27 protein-coding genes and 1 pseudogene are annotated in these 26,724 nt (G+C 75.3%); 18 read left to right on the top strand and 10 right to left on the bottom strand.

The genetic code is table 11. The features are described from left to right. Positions 1–160 precede the first annotated feature (160 nt). Positions 161–2,521, bottom strand: a complete 2,361-nt coding sequence (locus MFF56_RS17310; RefSeq protein ID WP_066924353.1) for an ATP-dependent helicase — start codon at positions 2,519–2,521, stop codon at positions 161–163. A 183-nt stretch (positions 2,522–2,704) separates the two neighbouring features. On the opposite strand from MFF56_RS17310, the gene MFF56_RS17305 reads away from it, so the two are divergent. Continuing rightward, positions 2,705–2,944 (top strand): hypothetical protein, encoded by a 240-nt coding sequence (locus MFF56_RS17305; RefSeq protein ID WP_066924352.1) that lies wholly within the window; start codon positions 2,705–2,707, stop codon positions 2,942–2,944. Positions 2,945–3,334: 390 nt separating this feature from the next. Further along, positions 3,335–6,853, top strand: a complete 3,519-nt coding sequence (locus MFF56_RS17300; RefSeq protein WP_238230472.1) for an AsmA-like C-terminal region-containing protein — start codon at positions 3,335–3,337, stop codon at positions 6,851–6,853. Between the two features lie 4 nt (positions 6,854–6,857). On the opposite strand, the gene MFF56_RS17295 is transcribed toward MFF56_RS17300, so the two are convergent. After that, on the bottom strand, positions 6,858–8,990 hold the full coding sequence (locus MFF56_RS17295; protein WP_066921796.1) for a S9 family peptidase: 2,133 nt from the start codon (positions 8,988–8,990) through the stop codon (positions 6,858–6,860). 349 nt (positions 8,991–9,339) lie between these two features. On the opposite strand from MFF56_RS17295, the gene MFF56_RS17290 reads away from it, so the two are divergent. Next, complete coding sequence (locus MFF56_RS17290) at positions 9,340–10,230, top strand: DUF6456 domain-containing protein (RefSeq protein WP_238230470.1); 891 nt, start codon at positions 9,340–9,342, stop codon at positions 10,228–10,230. A gap of 71 nt (positions 10,231–10,301) precedes the next feature. Here the strand turns inward: MFF56_RS17290 and MFF56_RS17285 are convergent, their stop codons facing one another. Continuing rightward, complete coding sequence (locus tag MFF56_RS17285; RefSeq protein ID WP_066921794.1) at positions 10,302–10,724, bottom strand: SufE family protein; 423 nt, start codon at positions 10,722–10,724, stop codon at positions 10,302–10,304. 66 nt (positions 10,725–10,790) lie between these two features. Then, positions 10,791–11,828: a PAS domain S-box protein gene (locus tag MFF56_RS17280; RefSeq protein ID WP_066926637.1), complete on the bottom strand. Its 1,038-nt coding sequence runs from the start codon at positions 11,826–11,828 to the stop codon at positions 10,791–10,793. A 260-nt stretch (positions 11,829–12,088) separates the two neighbouring features. On the opposite strand from MFF56_RS17280, the gene MFF56_RS17275 reads away from it, so the two are divergent. Together MFF56_RS17275 and MFF56_RS17270 are read left to right on the top strand one after the other, a co-directional pair. Continuing rightward, positions 12,089–12,838 (top strand): hypothetical protein, encoded by a 750-nt coding sequence (locus MFF56_RS17275; RefSeq protein WP_066926635.1) that lies wholly within the window; start codon positions 12,089–12,091, stop codon positions 12,836–12,838. Continuing rightward, positions 12,804–14,075 carry a DNA-packaging protein gene (locus MFF56_RS17270; protein ID WP_066926641.1) on the top strand — a complete coding sequence of 424 codons (1,272 nt, stop codon included), beginning with the start codon at positions 12,804–12,806 and terminating at the stop codon, positions 14,073–14,075. Before MFF56_RS17275 ends, MFF56_RS17270 begins: the two co-directional genes overlap by 35 nt. 307 nt (positions 14,076–14,382) lie before the next feature. Here MFF56_RS17270 and MFF56_RS17265 read toward each other — a convergent pair whose 3' ends face one another. Both MFF56_RS17265 and MFF56_RS17260 read right to left on the bottom strand, forming a co-directional pair. Next, positions 14,383–15,057 (bottom strand): DJ-1/PfpI family protein, encoded by a 675-nt coding sequence (locus MFF56_RS17265; protein ID WP_066926633.1) that lies wholly within the window; start codon positions 15,055–15,057, stop codon positions 14,383–14,385. A 116-nt stretch (positions 15,058–15,173) separates the two neighbouring features. Continuing rightward, positions 15,174–15,452, bottom strand: coding sequence for a hypothetical protein (locus tag MFF56_RS17260; protein ID WP_156453975.1), 279 nt, complete (start codon positions 15,450–15,452; stop codon positions 15,174–15,176). Positions 15,453–15,612: 160 nt separating this feature from the next. On the opposite strand from MFF56_RS17260, the gene MFF56_RS17255 reads away from it, so the two are divergent. Genes MFF56_RS17255 through MFF56_RS17245 form a run of 3 tightly spaced genes read left to right on the top strand, consistent with a single transcriptional unit; the run spans position 15,613 to position 18,532 of the window. Beyond that, positions 15,613–16,788 (top strand): phage portal protein, encoded by a 1,176-nt coding sequence (locus MFF56_RS17255; RefSeq protein WP_238230467.1) that lies wholly within the window; start codon positions 15,613–15,615, stop codon positions 16,786–16,788. A gap of 14 nt (positions 16,789–16,802) precedes the next feature. Further along, positions 16,803–17,288 carry an HK97 family phage prohead protease gene (locus MFF56_RS17250; protein WP_066922720.1) on the top strand — a complete coding sequence of 162 codons (486 nt, stop codon included), beginning with the start codon at positions 16,803–16,805 and terminating at the stop codon, positions 17,286–17,288. After that, entirely contained in the window at positions 17,285–18,532 is a 1,248-nt protein-coding gene (locus tag MFF56_RS17245) for a phage major capsid protein (RefSeq protein ID WP_066922722.1), read from the top strand. The genes MFF56_RS17250 and MFF56_RS17245 overlap by 4 nt, the downstream gene beginning before the upstream one ends. A 16-nt stretch (positions 18,533–18,548) precedes the next feature. On the opposite strand, the gene MFF56_RS17240 is transcribed toward MFF56_RS17245, so the two are convergent. From MFF56_RS17240 to MFF56_RS17230, 3 genes are all read right to left on the bottom strand, one after another. After that, positions 18,549–19,088, bottom strand: coding sequence for a PAS domain-containing protein (locus MFF56_RS17240; RefSeq protein ID WP_066922724.1), 540 nt, complete (start codon positions 19,086–19,088; stop codon positions 18,549–18,551). 281 nt (positions 19,089–19,369) lie between these two features. After that, positions 19,370–20,230, bottom strand: a complete 861-nt coding sequence (locus tag MFF56_RS17235) for a S1 family peptidase (protein ID WP_238230466.1) — start codon at positions 20,228–20,230, stop codon at positions 19,370–19,372. A gap of 101 nt (positions 20,231–20,331) precedes the next feature. Then, positions 20,332–21,090, bottom strand: coding sequence for a S1 family peptidase (locus MFF56_RS17230; RefSeq protein ID WP_066919946.1), 759 nt, complete (start codon positions 21,088–21,090; stop codon positions 20,332–20,334). A 40-nt stretch (positions 21,091–21,130) separates the two neighbouring features. Here MFF56_RS17230 and MFF56_RS17225 point away from each other — a divergent pair, with 40 nt between their 5' ends. The 10 genes from MFF56_RS17225 (at position 21,131) to MFF56_RS17180 (ending at position 26,464) form a co-directional block, all read left to right on the top strand. Next, positions 21,131–21,694, top strand: coding sequence for a head-tail connector protein (locus MFF56_RS17225; RefSeq protein WP_066919948.1), 564 nt, complete (start codon positions 21,131–21,133; stop codon positions 21,692–21,694). Between the two features lie 16 nt (positions 21,695–21,710). Continuing rightward, positions 21,711–22,058: a head-tail adaptor protein gene (locus tag MFF56_RS17220; RefSeq protein ID WP_066919950.1), complete on the top strand. Its 348-nt coding sequence runs from the start codon at positions 21,711–21,713 to the stop codon at positions 22,056–22,058. Then, on the top strand, positions 22,055–22,465 hold the full coding sequence (gp17, locus tag MFF56_RS17215) for a tail completion protein gp17 (protein ID WP_066919952.1): 411 nt from the start codon (positions 22,055–22,057) through the stop codon (positions 22,463–22,465). Before MFF56_RS17220 ends, gp17 begins: the two co-directional genes overlap by 4 nt. A 179-nt stretch (positions 22,466–22,644) precedes the next feature. Further along, positions 22,645–23,055, top strand: coding sequence for a phage major tail protein, TP901-1 family (locus MFF56_RS17210; protein ID WP_066919268.1), 411 nt, complete (start codon positions 22,645–22,647; stop codon positions 23,053–23,055). Positions 23,056–23,058: 3 nt separating this feature from the next. Then, the gene (locus tag MFF56_RS17205) at positions 23,059–23,391 is read left to right on the top strand and encodes a gene transfer agent family protein (protein ID WP_066919266.1); all 333 of its coding nucleotides are present in this window, start codon (positions 23,059–23,061) and stop codon (positions 23,389–23,391) included. Continuing rightward, complete coding sequence (locus tag MFF56_RS17200) at positions 23,388–23,618, top strand: phage tail assembly chaperone (protein ID WP_082772879.1); 231 nt, start codon at positions 23,388–23,390, stop codon at positions 23,616–23,618. Before MFF56_RS17205 ends, MFF56_RS17200 begins: the two co-directional genes overlap by 4 nt. A gap of 275 nt (positions 23,619–23,893) precedes the next feature. Continuing rightward, on the top strand, positions 23,894–24,460 hold the full coding sequence (locus MFF56_RS17195) for a phage tail tape measure protein (protein ID WP_066923880.1): 567 nt from the start codon (positions 23,894–23,896) through the stop codon (positions 24,458–24,460). Between the two features lie 11 nt (positions 24,461–24,471). Further along, complete coding sequence (locus tag MFF56_RS17190) at positions 24,472–25,101, top strand: DUF2460 domain-containing protein (protein WP_066923878.1); 630 nt, start codon at positions 24,472–24,474, stop codon at positions 25,099–25,101. An 11-nt stretch (positions 25,102–25,112) separates the two neighbouring features. Further along, on the top strand, positions 25,113–25,982 hold the full coding sequence (locus MFF56_RS17185) for a phage/gene transfer agent baseplate hub protein (protein WP_238230463.1): 870 nt from the start codon (positions 25,113–25,115) through the stop codon (positions 25,980–25,982). Then, positions 25,979–26,464, top strand: a complete 486-nt coding sequence (locus MFF56_RS17180; RefSeq protein ID WP_066924119.1) for a C40 family peptidase — start codon at positions 25,979–25,981, stop codon at positions 26,462–26,464. The genes MFF56_RS17185 and MFF56_RS17180 overlap by 4 nt, the downstream gene beginning before the upstream one ends. Here the strand turns inward: MFF56_RS17180 and MFF56_RS17175 are convergent. Beyond that, positions 26,451–26,724, bottom strand: a pseudogene (locus MFF56_RS17175) (methyl-accepting chemotaxis protein); the annotation flags it as partial. The gene MFF56_RS17180 and the pseudogene MFF56_RS17175 sit on opposite strands and share 14 nt — an antisense overlap.

The raw sequence follows: 26,724 nt of genomic DNA, 5'->3' as shown, positions 1-26,724 counted from the left end.
GAGACGATACTGAGGGAGGCGTCGGATCAGGCGCTCTGGCGCCGCGGGGTGGACACAGGATGACACCGCATCCGTCACGCCCTCGATCCTGACTCGCCGCGAGGCGATTCCGACCGGCCTTGCCGCCCTGAAAAGTCCGGGCCTGAACCGGCGGGACAGCTCACCCCGGCTGGAGGAAGCTGTCGAGCACCATCTTCCGGCCGGCCTTGTCGAAGTCAACCGTGAGCTTGTTGCCGTCGACGCCCGCGACGGTTCCGGGGCCGAACTTGGTGTGGAAGACGCGCTGACCGCCCTGGAAGGCGGAGGAACCGCCGGTGGATTTCGCCACCAGCTCGCCCTCGATCTGGCGGGGACCGCCGGAGCGCCCGCCGGGTGAAGCACCGAAGCCGCGCCCGCCGGTGGCGGCCTGCGCCCGCTGCCAGCCGGGCGTGCCGTAGGAGGACCCGAAGGGTGCCGGGTTGCGGTCGAAGCGCGAGGCGCCCGCCGAGAAATGCGCCGGGGCCTCCACCACGTCGACCGCGCTCTCGGGCAATTCGTCGATGAAGCGCGAGGGGATGGTCGAGGACCACAGCCCGTGGATGCGGCGGTTGACCGCGAAGGACAGCTTGGCGCGCTTGCGGGCGCGCGTCAGCCCGACATGGGCGAGGCGGCGCTCCTCCTCGAGCCCCGCGCGCCCGCTCTCGTCGAGCGCCCGCTGGTTCGGGAACAGGCCGTCCTCCCAGCCGGGCAGGAACACGGTGTCGAACTCGAGCCCCTTGGCGGCGTGGAGCGTCATCAGCGAGACGCGCTCGGCGCCTTCCGCCTCGGACGCCTCCATCACCAGCGAGACGTGCTCCAGGAAGCCCGCCAGATCCGGGAACTCCTCCATGGAGCGGACGAACTCCTTCAGGTTCTCCAGGCGCCCGGCCGCGTCCGCCGAGCGGTCCTTCTGCCACATCTCGGTGTAGCCGGACTCCTCCAGGATGGTTTGGGCGACCTCGGAATGGGGCTGGCTCTCGACGGAGCGGGCCCAGCGCGAGAAGCTCTCGGTCAGTGCCCGCAGCGTCGAGCGGACGCGCGGCTTCAATTCGTCGGTCTCGCAGAGGCGGCGGGCCGCGAGGAGCAGCGGCACCCGCTCGGCGCGGGCGTAGGCGTGGAGCTGCTGGAGCGTGGCATCGCCCAAACCCCGCTTCGGGGTGTTCACGATGCGCTCGAACGCGAGGTCGTCGGCCGGGTTGGCGGTGACGCGCAGGTAGGCCAGCGCGTCGCGGATCTCGGCCCGCTCGTAGAAGCGCGGGCCGCCGATCACCCGGTAGGGCAGGCCGAGCTGGACGAAGCGGTCCTCGATCTCGCGCATCTGGGCGGAAATGCGCACCAGCACGGCGATCTCGGAGAGCGGGTGCTTCCTGCCCTGCAGCCGCTCGATCGCCTCGGCGATCTGGCGCGCCTCCTCCTCCGAATCCCAGGCGCCTGTCACGGTGACGCGCTCGCCCGGCTCGTCGTCGGTGCGGAGCGTCTTGCCGAGCCGCCCCTCGTTCTTCGCGATGAGCCCCGAGGCGGCCGCGAGGATGTGCCCGGTCGAGCGGTAGTTGCGTTCCAGCCGCACCACCACGGCGCCCGGGAAGTCGTGCTCGAAGCGCAGGATGTTGTCGACCTCGGCGCCGCGCCAGCCGTAGATCGACTGGTCGTCGTCGCCCACGCAGGCGACGTTGCGGTGGCCCTGCGCCAGCAGCCGCAGCCAGAGGTACTGGGCGACGTTGGTGTCCTGGTACTCGTCCACCAGGATGTAGCGGAACCGGCTCTGGTAGGTCTGCAGGATGTCCGGGTTCTCGCGCCAGAGCTTGAGGCAGAGCAGCAGCAGGTCGCCGAAATCGACGGCGTTGAGCGTGGCGAGCCGGGCCTGGTAGGCGGTGTAGAGCGCGATCCCCTTGCCGAAGGCGAAGGCCTGCCCCTCGCCCGCCGGCACCTGCTCGGGGGAGAGGCCCCGGTTCTTCCAGCCGTCGATGGCGTGGCCGAGCGCGCGCGCGGGCCAGCGCTTCTCGTCCACGTTCTGGTCGAGAATGACCTGCTTCATCAGGCGGAGCTGGTCGTCGGTGCCGAGGATCGTGAAGTCGGATTTCAGCCCGACGAGCTCGGCGTGGCGGCGCAAGATCTTGGTGCCGATGGCGTGGAAGGTGCCGAGCCAGGGCATGCCCTCGCCCGCCGGCCCGATCAGCGTGCCGATGCGGTGCTTCATCTCCCGTGCCGCCTTGTTGGTGAAGGTCACCGACAGGATATCGTAGGGGCGCGCCCGGCCGGTCGCGATGAGGTGGGCGATGCGGGTGGTGAGCACCCGGGTCTTGCCGGTGCCCGCGCCCGCCAGCACGAGAACCGGCCCCTCCGTGGTCTCGACGGCGCGGCGCTGCTCGGGGTTCAGCCCGTCGAGATAGGCGGCCGCGTCGGGGCGCAAGGCCCCCATGGCGCGAGCCGAGATCGAGGTGGCGGCACCCTGGGACCCGACGGACCCGTCGGCTCTGGAAGCGGCGTGCGGAGGGTTCTGCATAGGTCCTCCCTGGACCAAAACGCGAACGGCGTCGAGGGCCGCGCCTGGGTCGTCGCGGGTTGGCCGGCCCATCCCACGGGATTTCGCGGGGGTCCCGCGGGTAGGCCGACGGCGAACGCGCCGGAACCGGGCCGGCGCTCGCACGTCGTCACCGCATACGATCACGGCAACAGGAGGATCGCCATGCGCCTCGCACACGTCACGCTCGCCGCCGCCCTCGCGCTCGCCGCCGGCCCGGCCGGCGCCCAGGTCCTGTCGAACCCGAACGCGACGAACCAGGCGCTCACCAGCGAGAGCACCGCGCGCGGCAATCAGATCGGTACCACGAGCCAGAACAACGCCGCCCGCATGGAGATGCAGCGCAGCCAGACCTCGCAGCCGCCCGCCCCGCCCACGGGCGCCGTGGGCGCGCCGCGGCGCTAGGACCGCAAATCCACCTCTCCCCGAACGGAGGCGGCGGTTGGCTCCGGTCATCACCGCCGCCTTCCCGGACGCCCGGTGCGTCAGCGGAGGGGAGCCGGCACCCCGCGCGAGAAGGCGCGCAGCGTCCGCCTCCTGCACCGTCGCTCAGGATCGAGCCGCTTCGCGGCACTTCCGTCTCTCGTTTCCGGATCACCCTCGACTGTGTTCCGGGCATCCGGGAAAAGGGCGCGCGCCATCGCTCGGGCGTGGTGCCCCGACGGCAACTGGCGCCGGGTGCCCCGCACCGTGCTATGTCCGCGCCGGGGCAAACGAAGCGCCCGCCTCCGGCGGTCCGCGAGCGGCTGTCCCGGAACCCGCCGCCGCGGGCGGGCCAGAAGCGGGACCAGACCGGTGCGTGACCTCCTGACCGCGCTCGCGGGCGCCGTCATCCTTGTCCTCGTCGCGGCGCTCGCCGTGCCGCCCCTCCTCGACTGGACGGCGCACCGCGCCCTGGTCGATCGGGCGATCGGCCGCTCGCTGGGCCTGCCCGCCCGCAGCGAGGGGCGGCTCGACGTGCGCCTGCTCCCCTCCCCGCGCCTGCGTCTCGACCGTCTGCGGATCGGCGGTGATGGCGAGACGCCGGGCCTCGACGCCCGCTTCGTGAAGGCCGAGATCGCGCTGACGCCGCTGCTCGGCGGCGAGATCCGCTTCACCGAGACCCGCATCGGCCGAGCCGAGGTGCGGCTGCCGGTCACCGGGGGCGAGGCGCTGCTGCTGCCCGCGGGCCTCGGCGAAACGTTGCCGGCGCGCGACCTCGCGATCGAGGACCTGCAGATCCAGCAGTTCCTGCTCACCACCACCGTGCCGGCGACGGGCCGCACCGACCAGCTCTACGCCGAGGACCTGCGGATCCAGGCCCCCGCGCTCGCCGGGCCCTGGCGGGTCGAGGGGACGAGCGCCGGGGTGCCGTTCCGGCTGGCGAGCGGCGAGGTCGGCGCCGACGGAAACCTGCCCGTCAAGCTCTCGGGCGGCGGCGACAGCCGCCCGCGCTTCGAGGCCGACGCGCGCCTCGGCCTCGTGCCCGCGCCCGGCCGCGGCACCGGTGGCCGGCAGGCGCTGTCGGTGCAGGCGGAGGGCACGGCCCGCCTCGTGGTCGGCCCGCCGACGCAGGCCGCGGGCGACTACCTGCCCTTCACGCTCGGCGGGCGCTTCAAGGCGCAGGGGTCGCAGGTCCGCTTCGAGGGGGTGAGCGCCGAGGTCGACCCGGCCGGGCGCGCGCTGCGCCTCTCCGGCAGCGGCCGGCTCGACCTGCGCCAGTGGCGCGCCGGCCTGCGCCTGGAGGCGCGCCGGCTCGACCTCGACGCCTTCCTGCTCTCGGGCGCGGGGCAGGCGCTGATCGCCCGCGGCCTGCCCAGGAAGGCCCCCGGCCTGCCGGTGCTGCTCGACCTCGACCTCGCGGTCGAGAGCCTCGCGCTCGGGCTGGAGGAATGGTCGGACCTCGCGCTCGCCGGCACCCTCGACCGCACCGGCGGTTTGGTCCTGCGCAGCTTCCGCGCGACCGCGCCGGGTGCGGCCGCGCTCACGGCGAGCGGGACGCTGGAGGTGGCGCCCGCGCCGCACTTCAACGGCCCGGTCACCCTCTCGGCGCCGCGCTCGGAGGAGTTCGGGCGCTATCTCGGCAAGCTCGAGCTGGATGGCCCGGCCGTCGCGGTGCTCGACGGGCGCCCGATATCAGTGAGCGCCACCGTCTCGGCCGCCGCCCAGACCCTGTCGCTGAGCAACCTCGACCTCACCCTCGGCAGCGCCCGGCTCACGGGGCTCGCCCGCTACACCGCCCCGGAGGGCACGGCGCGCGGGCGCTTTGAGGCGCAGATCGCGGCGCGCGGGCTCGACATCGCCGCGCTGCCGCCGCTCGGCGGCACCGTCGCGGCGCTCAGAGGCCACGATCTCGGCCTGACCCTGGAGGCAAGGGAGGTCCGCTACGGCCAGACCGGTTCGGGCGCGGGCACGATCGCGGCGCGCATCGCCTCGGACGGGCCGAGCCTCGTGGTGGACAGCCTGGAGATCCGCGATCTCGCGGGCGCCAGCGGCACGCTCGCCGGCCGGATCGGACCGGACGGGGCCGGAAAGGTCTCGGGTCGGCTCGCCGCCCCGGTTGCGGCCCCGCTCCTCACGCTGCTCGACCGGGTCTGGACCGGCGAGAGCCGGCTGATCCCGGCCTTCCTGCGGGCGGGCGCCCTCGACCTCGCGGTCGCCCTGGAGCGGGAGGCCGGCAGCAGCGACGCCCTGCGGGCGAGCGCCCGCGGCAGCGTGGCCGGAAGCAACCTCGACCTCGCGCTGACGAGCCGCGCCGGCCGGATCGACCGGGCCGAGATCGGCCTCGTCACGCCCCGGGCCGGCACTTGGTTCGCGCGGCCCGACATCGCCGGCCTGCAGCAGCCCGCGAGCCTGCGCATCCTCGCCACGCGCCAGCACGATTCGGGCTACGCCCGCGCGAGCGGGGAGGACGCGCTCCTCGCCTTGACCCTCGACGGCACCGTGGCGGGCCTGAGGCTCGCGACCACCAGCCCGCTCCGGCTCGACCCGGAGGGGCGGCCGGACGCGGGCGAGATCCGGGCGAGCGGCCCCGACCTCGCTCCCTTCCTGAGGCTCGCGGGCGCCACCGCCCTGCCGCCCGGTCCCTGGCCCGCCGACCTGACGCTGACGCTGGCGCACGACGAGGAGGCCCTGCGGGCGCGGCTCAGGGGCCAAGTCGCGGGGGCGGACCTGAAGGCGGACCTCCGGCGCGCGGGCGACGGGCCGGTGACGGGCAGCGTCGCGCTCGCGCGGCTCTCGCTGCCGCAACTCGCCGCCGCCCTGCCGGAGCCGGACCGGTCCGTGCCGGCGCCCCCCTTCGACCTCGACCTCCGGGCCGAGACGCTCGATCTCGGCCGCGGCCTCTCGCTCTCCGGTGCGGGCCTTAAGCTCGGCTTCGCCGACGCCGCGCTCGACCTGCGCGACCTCACCGGGCGCCTCGCCGACGGGCGGCTCACCGGAACGGCCACGCTGGCGCGGCGGACGGGCGGCCTCGCCGTCTCGGGCGAGGGCGCGCTGGAGGATGCGAGCCTGCCCGCTCTCTCCGGCGGCCCGCTCAGCGGCCGGCTCTCGGCCAAGCTCCGCTTCGGTACTTCCGGCGCGGATGCGGGCGCGCTCGCGGGCAACCTCGCGGGATCGGGCACGCTCACGCTGGCGGATCTCAGCGTGCCGGGGGCCGACCCGGGCGCGCTCGGGCGGGCGCTCGCCCGCGCGCTCGAGGCGGACGATCCCCTGCGCGAGGGCCGCCTCGCCCAGATCGTCGGCGAGGAGTTGAACCGGGCCGCCGCCCAGGCGCGCGAGCCCGTCTCGGCGCCCGCGACGATCATCGGCGGCGTGCTGCGGGCAGGCCCGCTCGACCTCGATCTCGGCCCGGCGCGCTGGAACGGCAGCCTCGCGTACGACCTGCGGAATGGCCGGCTCGACGCGCGCGGCACGCTCGCGGGCGGCGCGGTTCCCCGCGGCTGGAGCGCGGGCACGCCCGCCGCCGGGTTCGGGCTGACCGGACCGCTCGGCGCACCGGAGCGCGCGCTCGATACCGGCCCGCTCGCCACCGGCCTCGCCGCCGCAGTGCTGCAGCGCGAGTTGGAGCGGATCGAGCTTCTGGAGGCCGATCAGGTCGAGCGCCAGCGCCGCCGCGCCCGCATCGAGCTGGATCAGGCCCGCGCCGCCGCCCTCAAGGCCGCCGCCGAGGCCGAGGAGGCCGCGCGCCAAGCCCGGGTGAAGGCGCAGCAGGCCGCTGCGGAGGAGGCGGCCCGGCAGGCCCGGGCGCGCGAGGCCGAGGAGGCGACCCGGCGCAGCCAGTCGAGCCCGCCGGCCGAGGCCGCGCCCGTGGGCCCGCCGCAGGTTCAGCCGTGACGGCTCACGCCCTCCCCACCGCCATCAGCGCGAAGGCGTAGATCAGGCCAACCTCCTCCAGCCGGTCGAAGCGCCCGGCCGCACCCCCGTGGCCGGCCTCCATGTTGATGCGCAGGATCACGGGCCCGCCCCCCGTCATGGTCGCACGCAGGCGCGCCACCCACTTGGCCGGCTCCCAGTAGGTCACCCGCGGGTCGGTGAGCCCGCCGAGCGCCAGGATCGCCGGATAGGCCTTGGAAGCCACGTTCTCGTAGGGCGAGTAGGAAAGGATCGTCCGGAAGGCCTCCTCGCTCTCGGCCGGGTTGCCCCATTCGGGCCATTCGGGGGGCGTGAGCGGCAGGTCGCCGTCGAGCATCGTGTTGAGGACGTCCACGAAGGGCACGTCGGCCACGATTCCCGCGAAGAGTTCGGGGGCGAGGTTGGCGACCGCGCCCATCAGCATGCCGCCCGCGCTGCCGCCATGGGCCACGATGTTCTTCTCGGAGGTGTAGTTCGCCGTGACCAGCGCGCGCGCGCAGGCGACGAAATCCGAGAAGGTGTTGGGCTTCTTCTCGCGCTTTCCGTCCAAGTACCAGCGCCAGCCCTTCTCGGTGCCGCCGCGGATATGCGCGATCGCGTAGACGAAGCCGCGATCGACGAGCGAGAGCAGGTTCGTACGGAAGGCCGCCGGCATCAGCGTGCCGTAGGAGCCGTAGCCGTAGAGCAGCAGCGGCGCGCTGCCGTCGAGGGGCAGGTCGCGCCGGTGCAGCAGCGAGATCGGCACCTGCTCGCCGTCCGGCGCCGTCGCGAAGAGGCGGCGGGTGACGTAGGCCGCCGGGTCGTGGCCGCTCGGCACGGTCTGACGCTTGCGCAGCGTCCGCTCGCGGGTGGCGCAGTCGTAGTCCCAAGTCTCGGCCGGCGTCGTCATCGAGGAGTAGACGAAGCGGATCACCGGCGTGGCGAAGGCGTGGCCGGACTGAAGCCCCAGCGAGTACGCCTCCTCGGCGAACGCCACGGCGTGCTCCTCGCCGGTCCGCAGGTCGCGCACGATGATGCGCGGCCGGGCGTTCTCGATCTCCAGGCGGACGAGGTGGTTCTCCAAGAGGTGGAGGTGGCGGATCATCAGGCCGGCCCGGTAGGGGACGAGGTCGCGCCAGCGCGCGCGGCCGGGATCCGACAGCGGCGCGGTGACGATCTTGAAGTCCTCCGCCCCGTCCGCGTTGGTGAGGATGTAGAGCGCGTCGCCCCGGTGCTCGACCGAGTAGATGAGGAGCGGCTCGCGCCTCTGCACCACCCGCAGCGGCGCGTGGGCGGCGTGCCGGTCGAGCAGGTGGACCTCCGCGGTCTCGTGGTCGCTCGCCGTCACCGTGAGGAAGGCGCCGGACTGCGTCTGCCCGATATGGACGAAGTAGCCGGAATCGGCCTCCGCGTAGACGGTCTCGTCCGCGCTCTGCGCGGTGCCGAGCCGGTGGCGCATCACCTTGGCGGGGCGGTGGTTGGCATCGACCGCGACGTACCAGAAGCTCTGGCCGTCGCCGGCCCACACGGCCTCGCCCGAGGTCGCCTCGACCCGGTCGTCGAGATCCCGGCCCGAGGCGAGGTCGCGCACCCGGATCGTGTAGAGTTCGGAGCCCTTCGTGTCCGCGCTCCAGGCGAGCCGCCCGTGGTCGTCCGCGTGGACGGCGGCGGCAATCTCGAAGAAGGCGAGCCCCTCGCCCTCGCGGTCGCCGTCGATCAGCACGACCTCGTCGGCCTCGGCGCCGAGGTCGTCCGGCCGGGCCGGATCGCGCGGGCGCCGGCAGACCAGCGGGTGCTGCCCGCCCTCGCGGTGGCGGGTGTAGTAGCTCCACGGCCCGTCCGGGTCCGGCACCCCGCTGTCGTCCTCGCGGATACGCCCGCGCATCTCGGCCACCAGCGTCTTCCGCAAGGCGGCGGCGTCGGCCAGCATCGCCTCCGCGTAGGCGTTCTCGGCGTCGAGGTAGGCGGCGATGTCGGCCGGCAGCGCGCCCGGGTCCTTCAGCACCGCCTGCCAGTTCCCGGCCTTGAGCCAGGCGTAGTCGTCGGTGATCTGGCGGCCGTGCACCGCGTAGGCGTGCGGCCGGCGCTCGGCGACCGGCGCGCCGGAGATCTGCGGGAAGGCTGGGGTCGTCGGGGCCATGCTGGGCTGTCGCTCACCGGATCCGGATGCGGGAAGAGAGAGGTGAACCCGTCCGCGCTCGAGGACAAGGTGCGAGCGGGCCCACTCACCCGGGACCGTGTCGTACGTCCCGCACCGATTCACGCACGCTCCGACCCGCCGTACGTATCGCTCAAGTTGCCATCGATCGGCGGACGGAACGGTCGGCAGGCGCCCAAACGACCCGCATCGACACGGCCCGGGCTCACAACTCCAGATACCGATCCTGCAGCGCGCCTGTGCATAACCGAAATGCGTCAAGTCTTGACTTGGGACGACCTTCCGGCAACCTACGGTCGCTCACGTGGCGCGTTCTGCTTTGGAACAAAACATGAACAAAAATTTCCCCGGATCCGGCTCTCCGACCGCGCAGCGTACCGGCCGGACGGCCGAGCGCGCGCTCACGCCGGCGGCTGGGCGGCTGCTCGCGGCCCTCGCGCGGCCCGGCGCTTACGCCTTTCAGGACCCGATCGACGGGTCGATGCTGCTCGTGCGGACGGGCGGGGCGGGCGTGTCGCTCGGCGGCGGGCGCTTCCCGCGCGATGCCGGCGAGCAGCTCCTGGCGCTGGACCTCGTCCGGACCGAAACTTCGGGACGCCGCCGGATCGTCCTCGGCCCGGCCGGTCGGGCACGCCTGCGGCGGCAGGGGGCGCCCGAGGCGAGCGCTTTCCTGGCCCAGCACCTCGACCTCGTGGCGGAAGAGGCGGACGATGGGGGGCGGGAGGAAGCGCGGGACGGGACGGCCGAGGCATCGCACCTGCGCGACGCGTCCGAGAGCCCGGTCGCCTGGATGGCCCGGCGCCGCGGCAGCGACGGGCGGCCGCTGATCGAGCCGGCCGCCTTCGAGGCGGGCGAGCGCCTGCGCCGGGACATCACGCTCGCCCGGATGACGCCGCGGCTCGGCGTAAACTGGGGCGCGGAGCGGGTCGACGGCTCCGGTCCGCGCGACCCCGCCTCGGCCTCCGACGCGGTGGTGGCAGCCCGCCAGCGGGTGCGCGGCGCCCTCGACGCGGTGGGCGGCGACCTCGCCAACCTCTTGATCGACCTCTGCGGCGAGCTGAAGGGCCTGGAGCGCATCGAGGCCGAGCGGCGCTGGCCGGCCCGCTCCGCCAAGGTCGTGGCGCGCATCGCCCTCGGGCGGCTCGCCGAGCATTACGGCCTGGAGCGCGCCGCCACCGGCCCGGACCGCGCACGGATGCGCCTGTGGCGGGAGAGCGCCTGAGGTTGCGGCCCGTCCCGGGTATCGGCAGGGTCCGGGGCGGGGCCCCGGGCGGCGAAGCCGGAACGCGACGCTCAGGCTGCGAGACGCGCCGCGTCGCGGTTGATGCGCTCGACCATCGCGCGCACGCCATTCGAGCGCTTCGAGGTGACGTGGGCACCGAAATGCAGCTGCCGGAACAGGTCGAACCCGTCCGTCTCGGCGGCCTCGCGCGGGCTCTTGCCAGTGTAGAGCGCGACCATCAGCGCCACGAAGCCCTTGACCACGAAGGAGTCGCTGAAGCCGTGCAGGGCGAGGCGGGGCCCCTCCGGCGTCTGCGCGACCGCGGTGTCGATCCAGACCTGGCTCTCGCAGCCGTGGACGCGGTTCTCCTCCCGGCGCAGCGACTCCGGCATCTCCGGCAGGGCGCGACCGAGCTCGATCAGGTATTCGAGGCGCATGTAGTCGTCCTCGATGAACTCGAAATTCTCGATGATGGTCGCGATCGGGGGCAGCATCCGGGCCTGCGTCGTGGTGCGGGGGTCAGGCCCTATATAGGCGCGGCGCGGCGGCTGCGAGCGGGCTCAGTTGCGCACTCGCGCCTCGGGCAGGTGCAGCAGGAGCGGATCCGCCGCCGTCGCCGTCCCGGTCACGGCGATCTCGGCCTGGGCCGCGTAGGCCGCGATCAGGCGCGGCCCGAGCTTCGGCACGTTGGGCCGGCCGGGCTCGTCCCCCTCCCCCGCCCCCGAGACGATCGAGAGCCGCACCGGGCCGCCCGCCTCGGCGTGGATCTCGATGGCGATCGCGCAGGCGACCGATTCCGCCGTGGCGTCCAGGCACTCCGCCACGATCTCGGCCACGATCATGCCCAGCGCGTTGGCGGTGCGCGGCTCCACGAGCCCCGTTCCGCCGCCGCCGACCTGCACGCCGATCCGCCCCGCGCGCCGGAGCTGGCCGAGGCCCGAGGCTAGGCGGTGGAGGTAGTCCTTGAGGTCGATGCTGGCGATGTGGGGGGCCTCGTGCAGGTGCTGCTGCACCAGCGCGATCGCCCGGACCCGCTGGCCCAGCGCCTCGAAGGAGCCGCGGCAGGGATCGGGCGCGGCCCGGCCGTAGAGGCCGATCAGGCTGACCATCACCTGGAGGTTGTTGCGCACCCGGTGGTAGACCTCGGCCAGCAGCGCCTCCTTCTCGGCCAGCGCGTGCTCGATATGCTCCTCGGCGTGCTTGCGGTCGGTGATGTCGAAGCAGGAGCCGAGATAGCCCCGGAAGCCGCCCTCCTCCACCAGGGGGCGCGCCGTGTCGAGGAGCCAGCGATAGGCCCCGTCGTGCCGGCGCAGGCGGAACTCCACCGTGAAGGGCTTGCGCGCCGCGAAGGCGTCGGCGACCACGCGGGCGTGGCGCTCGAAATCGTCCGGATGCAGGCCCTCGCGCCAGTCCCGGGCCAGCTCCTCGTCGAGGCTGCGGCCGGTGAATTCCAGCCAGCACTCGTTGTGGTGGATCGCCCGACCGGCAGGATCGGAGCGCCACATCATCAACGGCACCGCGTCGGCGAAGCGCCGGAAACTGTCGCTCAGTGCGGCGGCCTCGCCCGGCCCCGCGCCTCCTAGTGTCTCGACCGCCATGCTGTTCCCGACCCGGACGCCCGCGCCCAGACCGGCATGCGCGGGGTGGGCGCCGGTCAACGTGCCGGGATGAGCGCCGTTCCCCCCGCCGACGGCACCGCCCGGGACGAGCCCGGATCCAGGCGGAAAGTCTCCGGCCGCTCGGGGGCACACGTCCCGCATCCCAGATTTTTAGCCTAGAATCGGTTTTTTATCATTGACAGCGCAACGCTCCCGGGTTAGGGTTCAGGCATTCTCCAGAAGTGTGACGAGAGGCGGGGATGGCCTGGCCAAGCCCTTACACGCCGGAGCAGCGCGCCGAGGCGGCCCGCCTCCTGCGCGAGACCGACCGGCCGATCTGCGCCATCGCGGCGGAACTCGGGATCCCGGCCGGCACGGTGAGCGGCTGGAACCTGCGGGAGGGCTGGCGCCGGGCGCGGCCGCGGGTCTCGCAGCTCAGCCCGGCGACCTGGCCGCAGGCGCGCCGCGAGGCGGTGGCGCGCATCTACTACGAGCCGCGGGTGGCGCCCCAGGATCTCGCCGAGGCGATCGGCGTGGGGCGAACCTCGGCGACGGCCTTCTACCGGGCGCTGGGCATCACCCTGCGGCGCCGCGGCGCCGGCCCGGCCACGCCGCCGCCCCTCCCGCTCGACGCCGCCTCCGCGGCGGACGGGCCGGCCCTGCGGGCGGCCCTGCGCGGGCACGTCGCCCGCCAGATCGCGGCCTTCGACGCCGCGCTCTCGGGCGCGGGGGCCGCGGTGGTCGATTCGGCCCGGGTCCTGCGCGACCTCGGCGGGCTGAAGCGGCTCCTCGACGAACTGGCGCAGGCGCGGGAGGGGGGCGATGGCGAGCCGGGGCGCGACGACCTTGCCCGCGAGGACGCCGAGGACGGCGCCGGGAACCTCGCCGACGACCTGCCGGCCCTGCGCGCGGCACTCGCGCGCCGCCTGGCCGGCGCAGCTCGGCGAGGCGGCGCTCGCCCGCGCGCTCGGCGGCCTGCCGGCCCCGGCGCTGCGGGCGCTGGCGCGTGACTGGCTGTTCCAGGCCCGGCCCGACCAGCTGCCGCCCTGCCTGCCGCCCTGCCCGGAGGCGGAGCCCTGGACGCTCTGGGCCGTGGTCGGCGGGCGCGGCTGCGGCAAGACCCGCACGGGGGCGGAGTGGGTCGATGCGCTGGCCCGGGGCGATCCGGCCTTCACGGCCGAGCCCGTCGGGCGCATCGCCCTGGTGGCCGAGACCTTCGCGGACCTGCGCGAGGTGATGGTCGAGGGCCCCTCGGGGCTGCTGGGCATCCCGGCGCGGGGCCCGAGGCCCCGCTGGTCGCCGAGCCGGCGCCGGCTCACCTGGCCGAACGGCGCGGTGGCGCAGGGCTTCTCCGCGGAGGACCCGGATTCGCTCCGCGGCCCCCAGTTCGGCGCCGCGTGGTGCGACGAGCTGGCCAAGTGGCCCCGGCCCGAGGCCGCCTTCGACATGCTGCAGTTCGGCCTGCGGCTCGGGCGCCACCCGCGCGCCCTCGTCACCACCACGCCGCGGCCGATCCCGCTGCTCCGGCGGCTGCTGGCGGCCCCCCGCACGGCGGTGAGCCGCGCCCGCACCCACGACAACGCCGCGCACCTCGCCCCCGCCTTCCTGGAGACCGTGACGGCGCGCTACGGCGGCACCCGTCTCGGCCGGCAGGAACTCGACGGCGAGTTGATCGAGGACCGCCCCGACGCGCTCTGGAGCCGGGCCGGGATCGAGGCCGCCCGCGTGGCGGCCGCGCCCGCGCTCGCCCGGATCGTGGTCGCGGTCGATCCGCCGGCGACCTCCGGCGCCCGCTCGGACGCCTGCGGCCTCGTCGCCGCGGGGGTGGCGGGCGAGCACGCCTACGTGCTGGCCGACGCCAGCCTGCCCCGCGCCACCCCGGAGGCCTGGGCCGGCGCCGCGCTCGCGCTCTACCACCGCCTCGCGGCGGACGCGCTGGTGGTCGAGGTGAACCAGGGCGGCGAGATGGCCAGCGCCGTGCTGCGCCAGTGCGACCCGGCCGTGCAGGTCACGCCCGTGCGGGCCACGCGCGGCAAGTTCCTGCGGGCCGAGCCGGTCTCGCTGCTCTACGCGCAGGGGCGGGTGCACCATGCTGGGGCGTTCCCGGCGCTGGAGGACGAGCTCTGCGATTTCGGGCCGGATGGGCTGAGTGGTGGCGGTTCGCCGGACCGGCTCGACGCGCTGGTCTGGGCGGTGACGGCGCTTCTGCTGGACGGGGGCGGGGCGCCGCGAATCCGGGGGCTGTGAGCGGGCGGTCTAGGAGCTTGAGGTTGAGCCTCGAGGACCGATCTCTCCGGTATTATGCAGCAACCTCACCCAAAAGCGTTGAGGTTGAGGATTGATAAAAGTTAATGCATTTTAACCTTTTGTTGCCCGGTCGGCAGGTAGCCTCTATCTTGTTGGGGCGGGTTGTCCCCGCTTTCCTGCCATAGCCGATCATGTCGTAGGCGCTGCGCGCTTATGGCATCGCGTTATTATGCAGCACGCTCACGCAGAGCGCCGGGACCACCATCGATCCATGTCCCGGGGAGGAGCGGAGCAGTAAAACGCCGCACTAACCCAACCGCTCCGCCGCCGCCCGCGTCGCCGCCAACCGCTGCTCCTGCCGCCCCCTCGCCCGCGCCTTGGCCTCGGCCACGAGCGCCGGCCCGGCGCCCTCCGGCGAGCCGGCCGAGAAGGGCGGGGCCGGGTCGTATTCCAGGCCGAGCTGGACGAGCTTGGCGGCCTCGGGGCCGCAGAGCTCGGCCACGACCGCGAGGCCGAAATCGATGCCCGCCGTGACGCCGCCGCCGGTGATCCGGTCCCGGTCGCGCACCACGCGCTCGGCCACCGGGATCGCGCCGAGCAGCGCGAGCTGGTCGCGCGACATCCAGTGGCAGGCCGCCCGGTAGCCGCGCAGCAGCCCGGCCGCGCCGAGCACCAGCGAGCCGGTGCAGACCGAGGTGGTGAAGCGCGCGCCCGCCGATTGCAGGCGCAGGAAGCCGAGCGTCTCGTCGTCGTCCATCAGCGCGACCTGGCCGCGCCCGCCCGGCACGCAGATCACGTCCAGCGGCGGGCAGTCGGCGAAGGTCGTGGTCGGCACCATGCGCCAGCCCGCGCTGTTCGTGACGGGCGCGGGCGTCTTCCAGATCAGGTGCAGCTCCGCGCCCGGCACCGCGCCGAACACCTCGGCCGGCCCCGCGAGGTCGAGCTGCATCAGGTCCGGAAACATCAGAATGCCGAAGCGCATCGCCGCTCGCCTCACCCCTGTCTGGCCGCGGGCATTATCCGCCCTCGCCGGCCGGAGGACCAGGGGTTCGGCGCGGGATCCGGCGAGGGGCGCGGCGAGGGCCGCGCCCGCCGGGCTCAGCGACCGCCGCCGCCGCCCTGGGGCGCGACGCGCGAGGGCTGGCCGGCATTGCCGGCCGCCGCCGAGTCGTTCGAGATCACGTCCGCCGCCCGACCGGTCGGCGAGTAGCTGAGCGCGCCCTCGTCGCCGGTCGATCCGGTCTGGGGCGTCAGCACGCCCGGCGCGCCGGGCGGCACCACGACCGTGGTGCTGGTCGGGGTCTCGATCACCGCCTGCGCCGAGGCCGGCAGGGCGAGGGCGGCCACCGCGGCGGCGGCCAGGAGGATCGTCTTCATCGGATGGCATTCCCGTCTGCGGCGACAGAGGAATTCTGTCCCCGTACCCGGACACACAAACACCGCGCCCGCGCAAAGGATCCGTCGATCCCGCACCGCACCCGTCACGGCTGCGAGATCGGCCCCCGCCTCCCCCCAACCGACGAGATCGAGACCCGCCATGCCCACCCTGCTCACCCGGCTGGCGCGGGCCGCCGGCTACGTCCCGGCGCGGCCGGACCCCGCCGCCGGCCTCGACCGGAAGGGCGCGGCCCTCGCCGGCCCGCAGGTCGCCCTCTACGGCGGCGGCCGCGCCTCCTGGACCGCGCGCGACGCCACCGCGCTCGCCCGCGCCGGCTACGGCCGCAACGCGGTGGTGCACCGCGCGGTGCGGCTCGTGGCCGACAGCGCCGCGAGCGTGCCGCTGGTGCCGTCGGGTGCGGGCGGGGACGCGCTGGCCGCGCTGCTGGCCCGGCCGAACCCCCGCGAGGACGGCACCCGGCTGCTGGAGACCCTCTACGCGCGGCTGCTGCTGGGCGGGAACGCCTACCTGGAGCAGGTCAGCCTGGACGGCACCCCGCGCGCGCTGTTCGGCCTGCGCCCCGAGCGGGTGCGCCCGGTGCCGGGGCCGGACGGCTGGCCGGTCGCCTACCTGTACGGCGACGGCGCGCGGGCGCGCCGCTACGAGCAGGCCGGCCCGGTGCCGCCGATCCTGCACCTCGCCCTGTTCAACCCGGAGGACGACCTCGCCGGGCTCGCCCCGATCGAGGCGGCCGCGACCGCGCTCGACATCCACAACGCCGCCGGCGCCTGGAACAAGGCGCTCCTCGACAACGCCGCCCGGCCCTCGGGCGCCTTGGTCTTCGGGGGCCAGGCCCACCTCTCCGAGGCGCAGTTCGACCGGCTCAAGGGCGAGCTCGAGGCGAACTACCAGGGTGCCGCCAACGCCGGCCGCCCGCTGCTGCTCGAGGGCGGGCTCGACTGGAAGCCGCTGGCGCTCTCGCCGCGCGAGATGGACTTCGTCGAGGCCAAGCACGCCGCCGCCCGCGAGATCGCCCTGGCCTTCGGCGTGCCGCCCCTGCTGCTGGGCCTGCCCGGCGACAACACCCACGCGAACTACGCCGAGGCCAACCGCGCCTTCTACCGCCAGACCCTGATCCCGCTGGTGCGGCGCACGGCCGAGAGCCTCGCGCACTGGCTCGGCCCCGCCTTCGGCGAGGCCGCCCTGGAGCCCGACCTCGACCGGATCGAGGCGCTGGCCGCCGAGCGGGAATCGCTCTGGCGGCGGGTCGGCGCGGCCGACTTCCTCTCGGCCGCCGAGAAGCGCGAGGCCGTGGGCTACGGCCCGGGCGCCTGAGGGGAGGAGCCGACATGGTGCCGCACACGGACGGTCTCGTCACCGGCTACGCCAGCCTGTTCGGGCAACCCGATCTCGGCCGCGACGTCGTCGCGCCGGGTGCCTTCGCGCAGAGCCTGCGGGCCCGCGGGGCGGCCGGCGTGCGCATGCTGTTCCAGCACGACCCGGCCGAGCCCGTCGGCGTCTGGCTCGAGATCCGGGAGGACGCCCGCGGCCTGCGCGTCGCCGGCCGGCTCAACCCGGCGGTCCGGCGCGCCCGCGAACTCGACGCGCTGATCCGCCAGGGGGCGCTCGACGGGCTCTCGATCGGCTTCCGCCCGGTGAGCGCCGCGCCCGACCGGGCCGGCTACCGCCACCTGCGGGCGGTCGATCTCTGGGAGATCTCGCTCGTCACCTTCCCGCTTCTGCCGGGGGCGCGGCTCGACCGCCCCCTCGGCCTCAAGATGCGCGACCTCGCCCGGCGGATCGCGCCCGCCAGCCTCACCGGAGAGAGAGCATGACGCACGCCGAACCCACCTACGAGACCAAGGCCGGCACCGGCGCCGAGGCCCAGGGCGCGCTCGAGGACCTCGCCCGCGCCTTCGACGCCTTCAAGGCCGAGAACGATGCCCGCCTCGGCCGGATCGAGCGCCGCTCCGGCGCCGACCCGCTGACCGAGGAGAAGCTCGCCCGCATCGACGCGGCCCTCGAGCAGGCCCGCACCCGGCTCGACCGGCTCAGCCTCGACCGGGCGCGCCCGCCGCTGCTGGCCGGCCCCGCCCCCCGCGACGGCCTGGCCGAGGAGCACAAGGCGGCCTTCGACCTCTACGTCCGGGCCGGCGAGAGCGGCGGCCTCAAAGGCCTGGAGGCCAAGGCGCTGTCGGCAGGCTCCGGCCCCGACGGCGGCTACCTCGTGCCCGAGACCGTGGAGCGCGCGGTGCTGCGCCGCCTCGCCGAGCGCTCGCCGATCCGCGCGATCGCGGGCCAGCGCACCATCTCGGGCGGGCTCTACAAGCGCGCGGTCGCGACCGCGGCGCCGGGCGCGGGCTGGGTCGCCGAGACGGCCCCGCGCCCCGAGACCGCCGGGCCGGGGCTCTCCGAGATCGCCTTTCCGGCGATGGAGCTCTACGCCATGCCGGCGGCGACCCAGACGCTCCTCGACGACGCGGTGGTCGATCTCGACGCGTGGCTCGCCGACGAGGTCGAGACGGCCTTCGCCGAGCAGGAGAGCGTGGCCTTCGTCACCGGCAACGGGGTGAGCCGGCCCAGGGGATTCCTGGCCTACGACACGGTCGCCAACGCCGCCTGGGTGCCGGGCAAGCTCGGCTGCGTCGGCACGGGCGCGGCCGGCGCCTTCCCGAACGCGGCCCCGGCCGACGTGCTGATCGACCTCGTCTACGCGCTCCCGGGCGGCTACCGCCAGAACGCCGGCTTCGTGATGAACCGGCGCACGCAAGCCGTGATCCGCAAGCTGAAGGACGGCGACGGCAACTACCTCTGGCAGCCGCCCGCCGCCGCCGGCACGCCCGCCACCCTGATGGGCTTTCCGGTCACCGAGGCCGAGGCGATGCCCGACATCGCCGCGGGCAGCCTCGCGGTGGCCTTCGGCGATTTCCGGCGCGGCTACCTCGTGGTCGACCGGGCGGGCCTCAGGGTGCTGCGCGACCCCTACTCCGCCAAGCCCTACGTGCTGTTCTACACCACGAAGCGCGTCGGCGGCGGGGTGCAGGACTTCGCGGCGATCAAGCTGCTGAAGTTCGCCTGACGGAGGCGCCGCCGCCTCAGTGCGAGCGGCGGCGCACCAGGAGGCGGCCGATCTCGAGGAGCAGCGCGTCGATGAGGAGGCGCAGGAACGGCTTGCCGCTCCGGTCGATCGCCTCGCGGGCCGCGATGCAGTGGTCGGCCGCGACCTCCAGCCAGTCGCGCCGCTCGGCGTCCGGCCCCTCGGCCGGGTCCCGGTGGCGGTGCGTCGTGTCGATGTAGGTCCCGTAGCCCAGGCCGCCCGCGCCCTCCTCGGGCAGGCGGCCCTGGTTGAGCACCCAGCGCACGCCGTCCGGCCCGTGCACGCGGAACTCCGCCGCGAACGGGCCGCCCGCGCGCCGGGCCCGGCGGATCTGCGCGAACACCCAGTCGCGGTCGTCCGGGTGGATGCGCCCGAGCGCCACGTCGAGGGTGAGCGGCTTGCCGGCGAGCCCCGCGTCGCCCGCCATCAGCGCCGCGGCCCCGTCATCGAGGATCGAGCGGCCGGCCGCGACGTCGGTCTGCCATGTGCCGATGATGCCCGCCGCCTCCAGAGCGGGGGGAAAGGATCGGTCGGTCATCAGGGCACGTCGTCCGGGACTACTCACGCCGCCCGGAAGAGCCGGGGCACACGCGTGAAAGTGCCATGGGACGCGACGGGCGACTAGCCCAAAATCTCAGGCTAGCGCCGCAGCCTCGCGCATCGATCATGGACTTTAGATCATGCTTTTCAGATCAGGGCTGCCGTTTCGCCACAGCTTCGACCGTCTGGCTGCATGCGCACGTATCTGGAGAGACACTTTCTTTGTCCGGCAGGATACATCCGCGGGCGGCGGTGGCCGCCGGGCGCGCGGGCCCGGTCTCAGCGCCGGCGGGGCGGCCGGGCGGCCCAGTCGGCGCGGCCGCCGCGTGCCGGCTCGGCGGCGCCGACCTGCATCTGCGCGAGTTCGGCCGCGCGCGCCGCGATCCAGCCCGTGTGCTCGGCCACCGGCGTCACGGCGGTGAAGCCGCCGCAGGCGGTGCGGCGGCGGCCGTTCTGCTGCAGCGCGCCGCTCGACCAGCTCACCACGCCGACGATGCGGTAGCCGCCGGGGCCGCCGCTGAGGATCGGCCCGCCGGAATCGCCCAGGCAGGCGCCCGCGCCCGCGGTCTCGGCAAAGCGGCGCCGGTCGGTCACCACCGTGACCCGGTTGGCGACCTGCAGCGAGCCGATCGAGACGAGATGCGCCTGGCGCAGCGTGCGGGCGGTGTTGCGCCGGTTCTCGGCCACGACGCCGAAGCCCGCGATGTCGACGGCGTCCCCGGTGCCGATCGCGCCGCCGCCGCGCGGGTCCAGCGGCGCGTAGTCGGGCCCGAGCGGCTGGGCGAGCTTCACCAGGGCGAGATCGACGCCCGGCTGCTCCTCCGGCGTGGTGCCGGGCACGAACTCGGGATGCATCGTGGCGGCGGCCACGGCCACGCGGCGCTGGCGGAAGGCGCGATCGACCGCGACCACGCTGTAGCCCGCCCGGTGCATCACGCAGTGGGCGGCGGTGAGCACGAGGTCGGGCGCGATCAGGGTGCCCGAGCAGATCTCGCCCTGCGTGCTCTCGATGCGCACCACGAAGGCGCGGGTGCCGTTGGGATCGCGCGAGACCTCGCCCTGGATCACCGCCTGGGCCGAGCCCGGGAGCAGACCGAGCAGGGCGCCGAGCGCGGCCGTGCGAAGGGTGGTGGCGAGCATCAGGCGTTCCCCGGGGATCGGCTGTCGAGCCTAGCCGAAGCCAATTCGTCGGCCAAGCTGCGGTTCCGTGCGGGGCCCCCTCCGGATCGCCGCGGGCGCCCTCACTCCTGCCAGCGCGCGGCGAGGCCCCAGCCCTGGAGCGTGCGGTCGATCCAGGCGCGCTGGGGGCCGAGCAGCACGCCCTGGGTGAGGCCGCCGCAGGCACCGCCGATCCAGGCGCTCACCGCCACGACCGCGCCGTCGGGCCCCGCGATCGGCCCGCCGGAATCGCCCGCGCAGGCCCCGGCCCGCGCGCCCGCCGCCCGGAGCCAGACCAGGATGCGGCTCGGGCCGTGGGGCTCGACCACCGGCAGCGCCACGCTGCGGAAGGTGCCGGTGGTGCGCGGGTCGCCGGCCTTGGCGGCGCCGTAGCCGGCGAGATCCAGGCTCGCGCCGGCCCGCGGCATCGCGGCGCTCAAGGCGGCGGGCGCGAAGCGGTCCGGCAGCGGCGCGGCGGTGCGCACCAGCGCGAGGTCGATCGAGCGGCGCCGGCCCGCGATCGCGCCCGCGTCGTAGCCGGGATGGACCGCGCGGGCCCTGAGTTCGGCCAGCACCGGCTGCCCGGCCGCGTCCCGGTAATGCACCCGCTGCTCCAGCCCCGGCGCCGCGCAATGGCCCGCGGTCAGCACCGCGTCGGGCGCCACGACCACGCCGGTGCAGAGGCTGCCGTTCGAGGACAGCACCATCACGGCGCTGCCCGGCGGCACCTCGGCGCCCCCGACCACCGCCGCGGCGGGCCAGGAGGCCAGCGCGGCGATCACCAGTCCTGCCGCGATTCCTGGGCTGAGCGGCCGCGCGAGGCGGCGCGTGGTCCGGGCCATTCGACAAACCCTGTGCAAGCTGAACCGAGGGAGCGGCCCGATGGTCCCGATACGCGTGGAGGCCGGCGGCGTCGAGGCGGCCGAACCGGCGACGCTCGCCGAGATGCGGCTCTACCTGCGGCTCGACCCCGAGGACGCGAGCGAGGACGCCCTCGTGGCCGGCCTCGTCGCCGCCGCCCGCGCCAGCCTGGAGGCCGAGACGCGGCGCCTCCTCAAGCCCGCCCGCTTCCGGGTGGTGCTCGCCGCCTGGCCGCGCGACCGGCGGATCCCGCTGCCGCTGAGCCCCCTCGTCGGCGTCCTCCGCCTCGGCCTCGCGGGGGCGGACGGCGCGGTCGAGACGCTGGATTCCGGCCTGCTGCGCCTTGGGCCCGACCCGGTCGAGGCGCCCTGCCTGCTGGTCGATCCGGCCGCCCCCGAGCCCGGCGGGCGCGGCATCCTGATCGAGGTCGCGGCGGGCTACGGCGGCGACGGCCCGGCGCTGCCCGCGCCGCTGCACCTCGCTGTCCTGCGGCTCGCCGCCGCCCGCTACGAGCACCGCGGCGACGAGGCCGACCCGCCCGATCCCGCCGCCCTCGCCGCACCCTTCCGGCGCCTGCGCCTCTGACACCCTGGAGCGACCCATGGCCCATACCGAGGCACGCCCGCCCCTCGGGGCGCGGCGGCGGCGCTTCGTGCTCGAAGTGCCGGTGGAGACGCCCGACGGCTTCGGCGGCGTGCTGCGCCGCTACGTCGCCGGGCCGGTGCTCTGGGGCGCGATCAGCCCCGTGGGCGCCGTCGAGCGCCTGCAGGGCGGCCGCGCCGACCGGCTGCCGACCCACCGCATCACCCTGCGGGCGCGCCCCGGCGTCACGCCGGCCGCACGGCTCGTGGCCGGCCCGCGCCGCTTCGCCGTGCGGCACGTGGAGACCGGCGCGCGCGACCTCGTCTGCCACGTCGAGGAGCTGGCCAGATCGGAAGAGGCGCCATGAGCGGCCCGCTCCTGGCCCTGCGCGCCGCCCTGCTCGGGCTGTTCGCGGCCGACGCGGAGCTCGCCCGCCTGATGGGCGGCCGGGTCCGCATCCACGACGAGCCGCCCGCCGGGGCGCCGCCGGTCTACGCCCTGTTCGGCGAGGCGGAGGTGCGCGACGATTCCGTGGACGGCGCCCCGCGCCACCGGCACAGCCACGCGCTGGTCGTCGTCGCCCGGCCGGGCTCCGCCCGCACGGCGCTGGACGCCGCCGACCGCATGGCGGCCCTCGCCGCGGAGCGCCCGCCGACGCTCGCTGGCCACACGCTGGTCCTGCTGCGGCCGGCCGGCATCGCGGTCCGTCGCGACGAGCGCTCGGGCGACGCCCGCGCGACGCTGACGCTCGAAGCCGTGACGGAGACGCCCTGAGGCTGGCGCCCGTCCCGGTTTCGAAAGGCCCGAGGCCTTTCGCGGGTGCAGGGCAGAGCCCTGCATTTGGAACCGCCGGCCCGGCGAAGCCGGGTCGGAGGTTCCAACCCCGGGGCCCCGCCCCGAACCCTGCCCAAGGGCCTGAGGCCCTTGGGGATCCCCCTGACTTGGAGACATCGATGAGTGCGCAGAGGGGCAAGGACCTGCTGATCCGGGCCGGGGACGGCGCGGGCGGGTTCGCGGCGGTGGCGGGCCTGCGCGCCCGGCAGATCGCCTTCAACGCCGAGACGGTCGACGTGACCAACGCCGACTCGGCCGGGCGCTGGCGCGAGCTGCTGGCCGGGGCGGGCGTGCGCCGCGCCGCGGTCTCGGGCGCGGGCGTGTTTCGCGATCAGGCCTCGGACCTGCGCCTGCGCCAGCTCTTCTTCGATGGCGCGGTCGAGACCTTCCAGGTGGTGGTGCCGGGCTTCGGCACCATCGAGGGCCCGTTCCAGATCACCGCGCTGGAATACCGCGGCGACCACGCGGGCGAGGTCACCTTCGACATGAGCCTGGATTCGGCGGGCCTCCTCGCCTTCACGGCGGCCTGAGCCATGGCCAACCGCCGCCGCGGCGAGGTGCCGCTCGATCTCGGGGGTGAGCGCTTCACCCTCTGCCTCACCCTCGGGGCGCTCGCCGAGTTGGAGGACGCCCTGCAGGCGGGCGACCTCGCCGGCCTCGCCGAGCGCTTCTCGGGCGGGCGTCTCGCCGCCCGCGACCTGATCGCGCTGCTGGGCGCCGCGCTCCGGGGCGGCGGCCACGACCTCGACGACCGCGCGGTCGCCCGCCTGCCGCTCGCCGGGCGGCTGGAGGCCGTCACGGGGGCGCTCGGCGCGGCGCTGGTCGCGGCCTTCGGGGAGCCCGCGGAGGATTCCGCGCGCCCCTGAACCCCACGGGCGGGAGCGCGCCGGGCCCCGGGTCCGCCCCTGGGCCCGCCTTCCCGTGGGACGCGGCGCTGGCGCTGGGGCTCGGGCGCCTCGGCTGGCGCCCGCGCGACTTCTGGGCGGCCACCCCCCGCGAGCTGGCCGCCGCGCTGCCGCGGCCCCCGGCGTCCCTCGACCGGGGCGATCTCGACCGGCTGATCGCCGCCCATCCGGACAGCCGGGACGACTGAGCAGGATCGCCGGACTTCCCACCCCACCACCGCTTTCCCGGACGCTCGGAGCGCCAGCGGAAGGTGATCCGGGACCCAGCACAAGAAGACGCGCAGCGTCCGCTCACTGCACCGTTGCCGAAGATCGAGCCGCTTGGCGGCGCTTCATCCTCTGGATCCCGGATCACCTTCCGCTGGCGCTCCAGGCGTCCGGGAAAAGGGCGGTGCTTGATTCGCAATCGTCGGCGGGCGCCGCAGCAGCGGGCGAGCCGGACGTCATAGGAGGAAGCCGACCCATGGCCGAGGACGACACCGACCGCGCGACCACGACCCGCATCCGGCAGCTCGAGAAGCTCGACGGTCTGGCCAAGACCTTCGGGCGCAGCCTCTCGACGGCGCTCTCCGGCAGCCTCGGCTCGGGGCGCCAGCTCGACAGCCTGCTGGGTTCCCTCGGCGGCAAGCTCGCCGGGGCCGCCGTGAAGGCGGCGCTCAAGCCCGTGGAGGGCGGGGTGACGAGCCTCGTCAACCAGTTGCTGAGTTCGTCCGCTACCGCCTTCACCCGGGGCGGGGTGGTCGAGGGGGCCCGGGTCCGCCCCTTCGCGGAGGGCGGGATCGTGGCCGCGCCCACCTACTTCCCGATGCGCGGCGGCACCGGCCTGATGGGCGAGGCAGGCCCTGAGGCGATCCTGCCGCTCCGCCGGGGTCCCGACGGGCGCCTCGGCGTCGCGGGCGGCGCCTCCGCCCGGCCGGTCTCGGTCAACGTCACCATCGCGACGCCGGACCCGGGGGCCTTCCGCCGCTCCGAGGCGCAGGTCGCCGCCCAGCTCGCCCGCGCGGTCGCCCGTGGCCAGCGCGCGCTCTGAGGGGATCCGCCATGCCCGTCGATTTCCACGAGGTGCTGTTCCCCCTCGACGTCGCCTTGCGCGGCAGCGGCGGCCCGGTGCGGCTCACCGAGATCGTCACGCTGGCTTCGGGCCGCGAGCACCGCAACAGCCGCTGGGCCGACTCGCGCCGCCGCTACGACGCCGGCTTCGGCGTGCGCAGCCTCGACGCGCTGCACGCGGTGCTGGCCTTCTTCGAGGAGCGCCGCGGCCGGCTCCACGGCTTCCGCTACCGCGACCGGGTCGATTGGCGATCCGGCCCGCCGAGCCGGGCGCCCACGCCCACCGACCAGCCGCTCGGCCTCGGCGACGGGGCCCGCACGGCGTTCCCCCTCGCCAAGACATACGGCGGCGGCGCGTCGGCCTACCGCCGGGCCATCGCCAAGCCGGTCGCCGGCAGCGTGCGGGTGGCGGTGGCGGGCCGCGAGATCGCGGCCTTCGCCTGCGACCCCGCCACCGGCCTCCTCACCCTGGCGACCGCGCCCGCGCCCGGCGCCGCGGTGACGGCCGGCTTCGCCTTCGACGTGCCCGTCCGCTTCGACACCGACGACCTCACGGTGAACCTCGAGGCCTTCACGGCGGGCGAGATCCCGCGGATCCCGCTCGTCGAGATCGTGCCCTGAAGGAGGCTCCGTTGCGCGACCTACCCCCCGCCTTCGCGGCCCACCTCGCGGAGGGCGCGACCACGCTCTGCCGCTGCTGGACGCTCGCCCGCCGCGACGGCGCGCGCCTCGGCTTCACCGACCACGACCGCGACCTCGTCCTCGACGGCCTGACCCATCTGGCCCGCACCGGCCTGGAGGCGGCCGAGGCCAGCGCCGAGCTGGGCTTTGCCGTCTCGGGCGGGGACGTGGCGGGCGCGCTCACCGCCCTGGGGCTGACCGAGGCCGACATCGCGGGCGGCCTCTACGACGGCGCCGCCGTCGAGACCTGGCTGGTGGACTGGCGCGCCCCGGAGACGCGCCTCCTCCTCGACGTGGGCACCCTGGGCGAGATCCGCCGCGCGGGCGAGGCCTTCGTGGCCGAGCTGCGGGGCCTCGCCGACCGGCTCGAGGCCGAGCGCGGCCGCAGCTTCCGCGCCACCTGCGGGGCGGATCTCGGCGACGCGCGCTGCCGGGTGGATCTCGCCGGGTTCCGCACCACCGGCACGGTGGCGGGCTCCCCTGAGCCCGGCACCCTCGCGGTGGCGCTCGCGGCCACGTTCCCGGACGGCCTGTTCGCGGGCGGGCGCCTCGCCTGGACGGGGGGCGCCAACGCGGGCGCCGTGGCGGACGTGCGGCGCCAGGAGGGCGCGCGCCTCGAACTCTGGGAGGCGCCGGCCCGCGCGATCGCGGCGGGCGACGCCTTCCGGCTCACCGCCGGCTGCGACAAGCACCTCGCCACCTGCCGCGACCGCTTCGCCAACGCGCTCAACTTCCAGGGCTTCCCCCACATGCCGGGCAACGACTTCGTGGTGGCGGGCATGGCCCAGTCGGGCCTCGACGGCGGGAGCCTGTTCCGATGAGCGCCACGGTCACGGTCACGGTCACGGGCGCCGCCGCCGCCGCCGAGGCCCGGCTCTGGCTCGGCACGCCCTACCGGCACCAGGCCGCCCTGCGGGGCGTGGGCTGCGACTGCCTCGGGCTGGTGCGGGGCGTCTGGCAGGGGCTCTACGGCTCCGAGCCGGAGGCGCCCCCGCCCTATTCGGGCACCTGGGCCGAGTCGGCGCCCTCAGGCAGCGAGCCGCTCATGGAGGCGGCCGCGCGCCACCTCGTCCCCGTGCCGGGACCGCTCGCCGACTACCGGGCCGCGCCCGGCGACGTGCTGCTCTTCCGCTTTCGCGCCCACCTGCCGGCCCGGCACTGCGCCGTCGCGACGGGGCCGGACCGGATGATCCACGCCCACGACCGCGCCCGCGTCGCCGAGGTCGCGCTCACCCCCTGGTGGCGGCGCCACTGCGCGGGCGCGTTCCGCTTCCCCCCGATCCGTGGCCTCACGCAGCCCTGACGGTGGCGAGGAAGCGCTCGACCTCCGCCGAGAGATGCTCGGACTGGCGCGACAGCTCGGAGGCGGCGGCGAGCACCTGAGAGGCGGCAGCGCCCGTCTCCTCGGCCGCCCCCGCCACCCCCGCGATGTTCGCCGTCACCGCGCCGGTCCCCGTCGAGGCCTGCGAGACGTTGCGCACGATCTCCTGGGTCGCCGCGCCCTGCTCCTCCACCGCCGCCGCGATCGAGGTCGCCACGCCCGAGATCTCGCGGATCCGGCCC

It is taken from the genome of Methylobacterium hispanicum (assembly GCF_022179285.1).
Classification (GTDB): domain Bacteria; phylum Pseudomonadota; class Alphaproteobacteria; order Rhizobiales; family Beijerinckiaceae; genus Methylobacterium; species Methylobacterium hispanicum.
Note: the sequence above shows the minus strand (reverse complement) of the source record. Positions and strands in the feature narration are given on the sequence as shown.